Source organism: Burkholderia sp. RF7-non_BP4 (genome assembly GCF_001521935.1).
Lineage (GTDB): Bacteria > Pseudomonadota > Gammaproteobacteria > Burkholderiales > Burkholderiaceae > Burkholderia > Burkholderia diffusa.
Genome location: NZ_LOTA01000069.1, coordinates 1 through 6,331, shown reverse-complemented (window position 1 = coordinate 6,331; position 6,331 = coordinate 1). Strand labels below are relative to the sequence as shown.

Here is a 6,331-nt window from a genome sequence, read left to right as displayed (position 1 = left end):
GTGGTCGACACGGCGATCCATCTCAGCGACGCGGAAGCGGCGGCGCTCCCGCATCACGACGCCCCGCACGTGACGGCAGCGCTGGTGAACGCCGACACGCTGACGCCCGACGTGAGCGAAGACGACGCGAAGCGAGCGCTGGCGCTGGCCGACATCGAAGCGGAGCTGGCGCAGCGCGAAGCGTCGATCAAGCTGCGCGAGGCCGATCTGACGGCCGCCGAAACCGAGTTCGAAGCGGCGGAAGCGGACCTGAAACGCCGCGTTGCCGAGTTCGACGAGCGTCTCGCCGGCCTGGTCACGCGTGAGAACGAGCTGGTCGCACGCATCCAGGCGTTCGAAGCCAAGCAGGACGCCGCGAAGTCCGGCGGCAAGTCGGTACAGTCGGCCAGCAAGAAGGGCTAACGCACCATGTTCGCCACCGTCGAATTCATGGTGAACCGCTTCGGGCAGCGCGAGGCAATCTCGCTGTCCGATCGCGAGCGCACCGGCGACGTGAACGCCGCCGTGCTGTCCGATGCGCTCGACGAAGCATCCGCCGAGATCGATACGTATCTGGCCGGCCGCTACGCGCTGCCGCTCGAACCGCAGCCGAAGATGCTTGCGGGAATCTGCTGCGACATCGCGCGCTATCGGTTGTGCGGCGGTGAAACCGTCATGACCGACGAAATCGACAAGCGCTACAAGGCGGCGATCGCGTTCCTGAAGCTCGTCGCATCGGGTGACGTCACGCTCGGCTCGACGACGACGGGATCGGTCCCGCAACCCGACAACTCGGTCCAGTTCGTGACCGGTACCCGCGTGTTCGCGCGCGACAACCGATAACGCCATGCCCTACGTTCCGATTGTCACCGCTGTTGAGCTTGGCGTCGTCGACCGCCTCACGCGCGGTCTCGGCAAGATGGTCACCGAGGTCAAGACCTACGGCGGCGAGTTCGACGACGAAGAGCTGGACACCGTCGTGCGGCGCTTCCCGGCCGCGTGGGTGACATTCGGCGGTGTGAAGCGCACCGATCCCGTTGCGACGAGTCGTTCGAAGTGGAAGGCCGAGGCGACGTTCGTCGTGATGGTCGGCGCGCGCAGCGTGCGCAACGAGGAAACGAGCCGGCACGGTGGGCCGTCGCAGATCGAGGTTGGCACGAACCTGCTGATCTCGGCCGTGCGGCATCTGTTGAACCAGCAGGACATGGGCCTGCCGATTCGACATTTCGCGCCAGGCGCGATTCGCACGCTGTTCAACACGAAGGTTCGCAGCGACGCGATGTCGGTCTACGCACTGGAATTCCACACCGCGTGGGTCGAAGACACGCTGTTCGTCGGCGCGTTCCCGCAAGGCAGCGTCGAAGGGCCGCTCGGCGAGGTGTTCGAGCGGTACGACGGCCAGCTCGATCCGCCGACGCCGGACTGGAACTCCACGCTGCTGCGCTACTACCTGCAACCTGGCACCGATCGGCCGGCCGACGCTGTCGATCGCATTGAGATGAAGGAGCAACCATGAAAGTGAAAGCCCGTTCCGGGCTGCGTGTCCCGAAGGAACACGCATCGCGCCAGTACATCACGGACGAAGAAGCCGTCGATGTGCCGGACACCGCGTATTACCAACGTCGCGTCACCGAAGGCGACCTGATCGAAGAAAACCAGCCGGCCGCGGAATCGAGCGTCGACGTCGCGCCGAGTCCCGCAGTCGAATCGGGTGCCAAAAAGGCCGCGAAAGGAGCCTAACCGATGGCAAGCAAAAACATCTCGTTCGACACGATCCCGTCGGGTATCCGCAAGCCGGGCAAGTATTTCGAATACAACACGAAGCTCGCCGTGCGCACGCTGCCGGCGAACGACCAGACCGTGCTCATCGTCGGCCAGCGTACCGCTGACGGCACTGTCCCGGCACTGAAGCCGGTCGACGTGTTCTCAGGCGACCAGGCGGCGCTGTACTTCGGCGCAGGATCGCTCGCGCACATCGCGGCCGTCGCTGCGATCAAGGCGTACAAGTATGTGAGCCTGACGGTCATCGCGGTCGACGACGCGCAGGCTGGCCAGCCGGCCAAGGGCACGGTCGAATTCACGGGACCGGCCACGGCCGACGGTGCGTTCGCGCTGTTTATCGGCAACACGCGTGTCGACATCGCCGTCTACGCGGACGATACGGAAACGACGATCGCCACACGCCTCAAGGATCAGATCGCGCAGAAGACCGCGTTGCCGGTCACGGCCGACTCCGTCAACGGCAAGGTGACGCTGACGATGAAGAACAAGGGCGCATTCGGCAACGACATCGTCCTGTCGCAGCTCAACCAGGCGGCCGGCGTGAAGGCGACGGTTACGGCGCTCGCGGGCGGGCTGAACGATCCGGATATTTCCCCGGCGCTCGCGGCCGTGTACGGCGCGAAGTACAACCTGTATGCGACGTGCTGGCCGACGACGGATTCGCTGACGAAGTTGCGTACGCATCTGGACAGCATTTCAGGCGCGCTCGAACAACGTCCGGCTGTCGGTGTCGCCGGCACGCCTGCGACCCTTGCGACTGCGACCACGCTGGCCGGTGACCTCGACGCGGGCCGGATCACGATCGGCTGGCATCCGGGTTCGGTGTGCCTGTCGGCCGAGATCGCCGCCGCCTACGCCGCCGTCATTTCCAGCGAGACGGACCCGGCGCGGCCGCTGAACACGCTCGCGCTGACCGGCCTCGACGTGACGCCGATCCCGTCGCAGCCGGGACGCACCGAGCAGGAGAAGGCGCTGCACAACGGCGTAACGCCCTTCGAGATCGGCCCGGGCAACGTCGTGCAGATCGTGCGGTCGATCACGACATACACGAAGGATGCGCAGGGCATCGACGATCCGGCGCTGCTCGACATCACGACGATCCGTTCGCTCGACTACTTCCGCAAGGCGTGTCAGCAACGCATTGCGCTGCGCTTCCCGCGCGAGAAGCTGTCGGAGAAGACGCCGCCGAAGGTGCGTAGCGAGCTGCTCGACGTCGCGTACAAGTGCGAAGAGCTGGAAATCGTCGAGAACGTCGAGGCGAACAAGAACAACCTCATCGTCGAACGTGACTTGCAGGACGTCAACCAGCTCGATGCGGCAATTCCGTGCGACGTCGTGAACGGGCTGCACGTGTTCGCCGGCCGGATCGACCTGATCCTGTAACACCCTTCGCAACACTATAGGAGCCAGTCATGGCATTGGAAGAATACGTTGGCGCGATCGTGCTCGAAGTCGACGGCCAGGAGGCCGAGGTCGTGACCTTCTCGGTGACGTCGAAGACTGGCAAAAAGCCGGTCAAGACGATGAACCGGACGGGGCGCGTCAAGGGCTTCGCGCGTGGCGTCGAGGAACACGAGCTGAAGGTGACGGTCGTGATTCCGCTCGGGGGCGACGAAATCGACTGGTGGAACATGGAAGGCGGCAAGCTGACCCAGTTCCCCGTGTCGCCGAGTGGCCAGCGCGTGAGCTATTACGACTGCGTCACGCTCGACATGGGCGACCAGTACAGCGTGGAAAACGAGGCGCGCCGCGACCTCACCATCTTCTCGACTCGACGGGTGAATGAATGAGCATCAACACCGAAAAAGGTTCGCTGGAATACGGCGTCGAATATCCGCCGGGCAGCGGCGAGCTGCACTACGACTTCGAGGTTCGTCTCGGTACGATCGGCGAGAACATCGAAGTCTATGAACAGCCGGAAATCATCGGCGGCGGTGTGTCGAACATGCGCGTGAACGTCGCGATGCTCGCGCGCTGTCTCGTCTCGCTCGGCACGATCCCGAAGGAAGCCATCACCGACGATTTGCTCATGACAGCGGTCGACGGCGACTACGACGTGATGATGAAGGCGCAGGACGAACTTAAAAAAAAGCGGCAGCGGCCGAAGCCGGCCGCCGCAACTACCGGCTCGCCGGAATCGTCCTTGCCGAATACGGCGTCAGCGAAGAACGGTTCCGGAGCCTGACCGAGCCGGAACTTGAGGGATATCTTGCCGCGATCGCAACGATTCGCGGCAAGAATCCTCGCCAGCAGGTGCCCGGCACCACGACGCGCACCGTGAAGAGTATGAGGCGTAAGCGTCCGAAGGGTAAAAAACAGTGAGCCGGGATCTCGAAGTTGGATTGACCGTGCGGATGCGCGACCAGGTGTCGACGCCCGCACAACAAAGCGAGCGCAACGTACAGCGCTCGGTGCGTCAGACAGCCCAGACGTATGCCGACGCGTCTCGCGTGAGCGTGGTGACCAGTCGCATGCTGTACGACGTGCGCATGTCGCAATCGGCCCGTGCCGAGCAGGCCGTGCAGCGAAATGTGCATCAGACCGAGGCGGCCTACACCCAGGCGAACCGGAACATCCTGACCGGCTCGCAACGCCTGGCGGCCGCCCGCTCGCAACTCGACGTCCGTTCCGAACAGACCATTCGCCGGGAAATTTCCCAGACCGTCGCCGCCTACAACCGTCTCCAGCGCGCGGGCTTCGCGTCGGCCGCCGAGCAGGCGCGCGCGTTCGCTGCGTTGCGTACGCGTGTGGCCGAGCTGAACCGCGAGCTGCGCGGCACCGAGCAGGCGGAAGGCCGGCTCGCGCGCGGTGGTCGTGCGGTCGGCGCGATGTGGCGTGCCGGCAGCGTCGTGGCCGGCGCTGCTGCCGGCGTGATGGTGGCCGCCCCTGCCGTGCGCGAGACGATGGCCTATGACCGCCGGCTCGCCATGATGGCGAACACCGCGTTCTCCGATCGCGACGTCGCCGGTCGACGCCGGGGCGTCGGTGAGCTGAACGATGCGATCGTGACGGCCGTACGTTCGGGGGGCGGTTCGCGCGAACAGGCGGCCGACACGCTCGACAACCTGCTCGCGTCCGGCGCGGTCAGTGACAAAACCGCGATGAAGATGCTGCCGACCCTGCAAAAGTTCGCGACGGCCACCGGCGCGGACCCGAACGAACTCGGCAACATCGCCATCCGTGCGATGCAGAACTTCAAGATCAAGGAAGCCGACATCCCGCGCGCACTCGACATGGCGCTCAAGGGCGGCCAGGCTGGCGGCTTCGAGCTGAAGGATATGTCGAAGTGGCTCCCGCAGCAGATGGCCATGGCAAAGCTCGCCGGTATGTCGGGCTTGCAGGACTTCGGCAAGCTAGTCGTTGCCAACCAGGCATCGGTGATCACGGCCGGCACGAAGGATGAAGCCGGTAACAACCTGGTCAACCTGCTCGAGAAGCTGAATTCCCAGGACACGCAGATCAAGGCGAAGAAGCTCGGCATCGACCTGACCGGCAGTCTCGCCGCGTCGCGCGCGAAAGGTGTGAACGCGCTGGACGCGTTCGTCGGCATCCTCGAAAACGTGATGTCGCGCGACAAGCGCTATCAGAGCCTGAAGACCAAGCTCGCGACCGCGCCTGAGAGCCAGCGCAAAGAGATCATAGAGAGCCAGGTCCAACTGCTCGAAGGTACGTCGATCGGCAAGATCATCCACGATCGCCAGGCGCTCGGTGCGGCAGTCGCGTATATGGGTCAAAAAGACTACCGGAAGCAGGTCGAGTCTCAGGTGTTCGACCCGAAGATGGCGGTCGACAGCAACTTCGAGACGATCGCCGGCACCGCCTCGTTCAAGGCCGATCAGCTCGAAAACGAGCGCCAGATTGCGCGCCAGAAGGCGCTGGAAGGCTTCGACGAGAAGCTCGGCAACGTGGCGACGAACCTCACCGACTACGCGCGCAAGTATCCCGAGCTGACCGCCGCGATCGAAGGCACGACGCTCGGCCTGAAGACGCTGTCGGCCGCGCTCGGTGTCGCGGCGTCCATCAGCATCCTGCGCGGCGGGTTCGGTGCGGCGCCGGTTGCCGGAGTTGCGGCCGCTGATGCCGCAGCCGCCGCATCGGCCGGAGCGCTCGGCACCACCGCCGCCCAGGCCGCGACCTTCGGTTCGCGCTTCGCGGCCGGCGCACGATTGGTGGGCCGCTTCGGTGCCCCGTTACAAGCGGTCATGGGCGGCATCGAGGCGTACTCCATCGCGAACAACGACTCGATGACACCGGACCAGAAGAAGGCCGGTTACGTCGGTGTCGCGGGCGGCGTCGTCGGTGGTCTGGGCGGCATGGCATTGGGCGCGGCCGCAGGTGCTGCGGCCGGTTCGGTGGTGCCGATCGCCGGCACTGCCGTGGGCGCGATCGGCGGTGCGATCGCGGGCTACTTCGGCCACGACTTCGGCGAGCGCATCGGCAAGATGATCGGCGACGCGATCTTCGCGCAGAAGAAAGACGAGAAGCCGCCCGTAGTCGAAGGCCACTTCACGATCAATCTCGACGGCCAACACCTGTACGACTTCGTGTCGACGGCCAGCCAGAAGAACGC

General features: G+C 64.9%; 8 protein-coding genes. All 8 read left to right on the top strand.

The features are described from left to right. Positions 1-402, top strand: a 402-nt coding sequence (locus tag WS49_RS35715; RefSeq protein WP_059533311.1) for a hypothetical protein, incomplete at its 5' end; no start/stop codon positions are given. A gap of 6 nt (positions 403-408) precedes the next feature. After that, a complete protein-coding gene (locus WS49_RS22110; protein ID WP_059533308.1) occupies positions 409-822 on the top strand; it encodes a gp436 family protein in 414 nt (137 codons plus the stop codon). 4 nt (positions 823-826) lie between these two features. After that, a complete protein-coding gene (locus tag WS49_RS22105; RefSeq protein ID WP_059533306.1) occupies positions 827-1,495 on the top strand; it encodes a DUF1834 family protein in 669 nt (222 codons plus the stop codon). Further along, positions 1,492-1,719 carry a DUF2635 domain-containing protein gene (locus WS49_RS22100; RefSeq protein WP_059533304.1) on the top strand — a complete coding sequence of 76 codons (228 nt, stop codon included), beginning with the start codon at positions 1,492-1,494 and terminating at the stop codon, positions 1,717-1,719. Before WS49_RS22105 ends, WS49_RS22100 begins: the two co-directional genes overlap by 4 nt. Before the next feature lie 3 nt (positions 1,720-1,722). After that, entirely contained in the window at positions 1,723-3,144 is a 1,422-nt protein-coding gene (locus tag WS49_RS22095) for a phage tail sheath subtilisin-like domain-containing protein (RefSeq protein WP_059533302.1), read from the top strand. Between the two features lie 29 nt (positions 3,145-3,173). After that, a complete protein-coding gene (locus WS49_RS22090) occupies positions 3,174-3,551 on the top strand; it encodes a hypothetical protein (protein ID WP_059533301.1) in 378 nt (125 codons plus the stop codon). Next, positions 3,548-3,946, top strand: a complete 399-nt coding sequence (locus WS49_RS22085) for a hypothetical protein (protein ID WP_059533299.1) — start codon at positions 3,548-3,550, stop codon at positions 3,944-3,946. Before WS49_RS22090 ends, WS49_RS22085 begins: the two co-directional genes overlap by 4 nt. Before the next feature lie 133 nt (positions 3,947-4,079). After that, positions 4,080-6,331, top strand: a 2,252-nt coding sequence (locus WS49_RS22080) for a phage tail tape measure protein (RefSeq protein ID WP_059533313.1), incomplete at its 3' end; no start/stop codon positions are given.

What these genes read in the sequence shown, in the direction of transcription:
- WS49_RS22105 (WP_059533306.1), top strand. Translation starts at nt 827, where the DNA reads ATGCCCTACGTTCCGATTGTCACCGCTGTTGAGCTTGGCGTCGTCGAC.
- WS49_RS22085 (WP_059533299.1), top strand. Translation starts at nt 3,548, where the DNA reads ATGAGCATCAACACCGAAAAAGGTTCGCTGGAATACGGCGTCGAATAT.
- WS49_RS22095 (WP_059533302.1), top strand. Translation starts at nt 1,723, where the DNA reads ATGGCAAGCAAAAACATCTCGTTCGACACGATCCCGTCGGGTATCCGC.
- WS49_RS22100 (WP_059533304.1), top strand. Translation starts at nt 1,492, where the DNA reads ATGAAAGTGAAAGCCCGTTCCGGGCTGCGTGTCCCGAAGGAACACGCA.
- WS49_RS22110 (WP_059533308.1), top strand. Translation starts at nt 409, where the DNA reads ATGTTCGCCACCGTCGAATTCATGGTGAACCGCTTCGGGCAGCGCGAG.
- WS49_RS22090 (WP_059533301.1), top strand. Translation starts at nt 3,174, where the DNA reads ATGGCATTGGAAGAATACGTTGGCGCGATCGTGCTCGAAGTCGACGGC.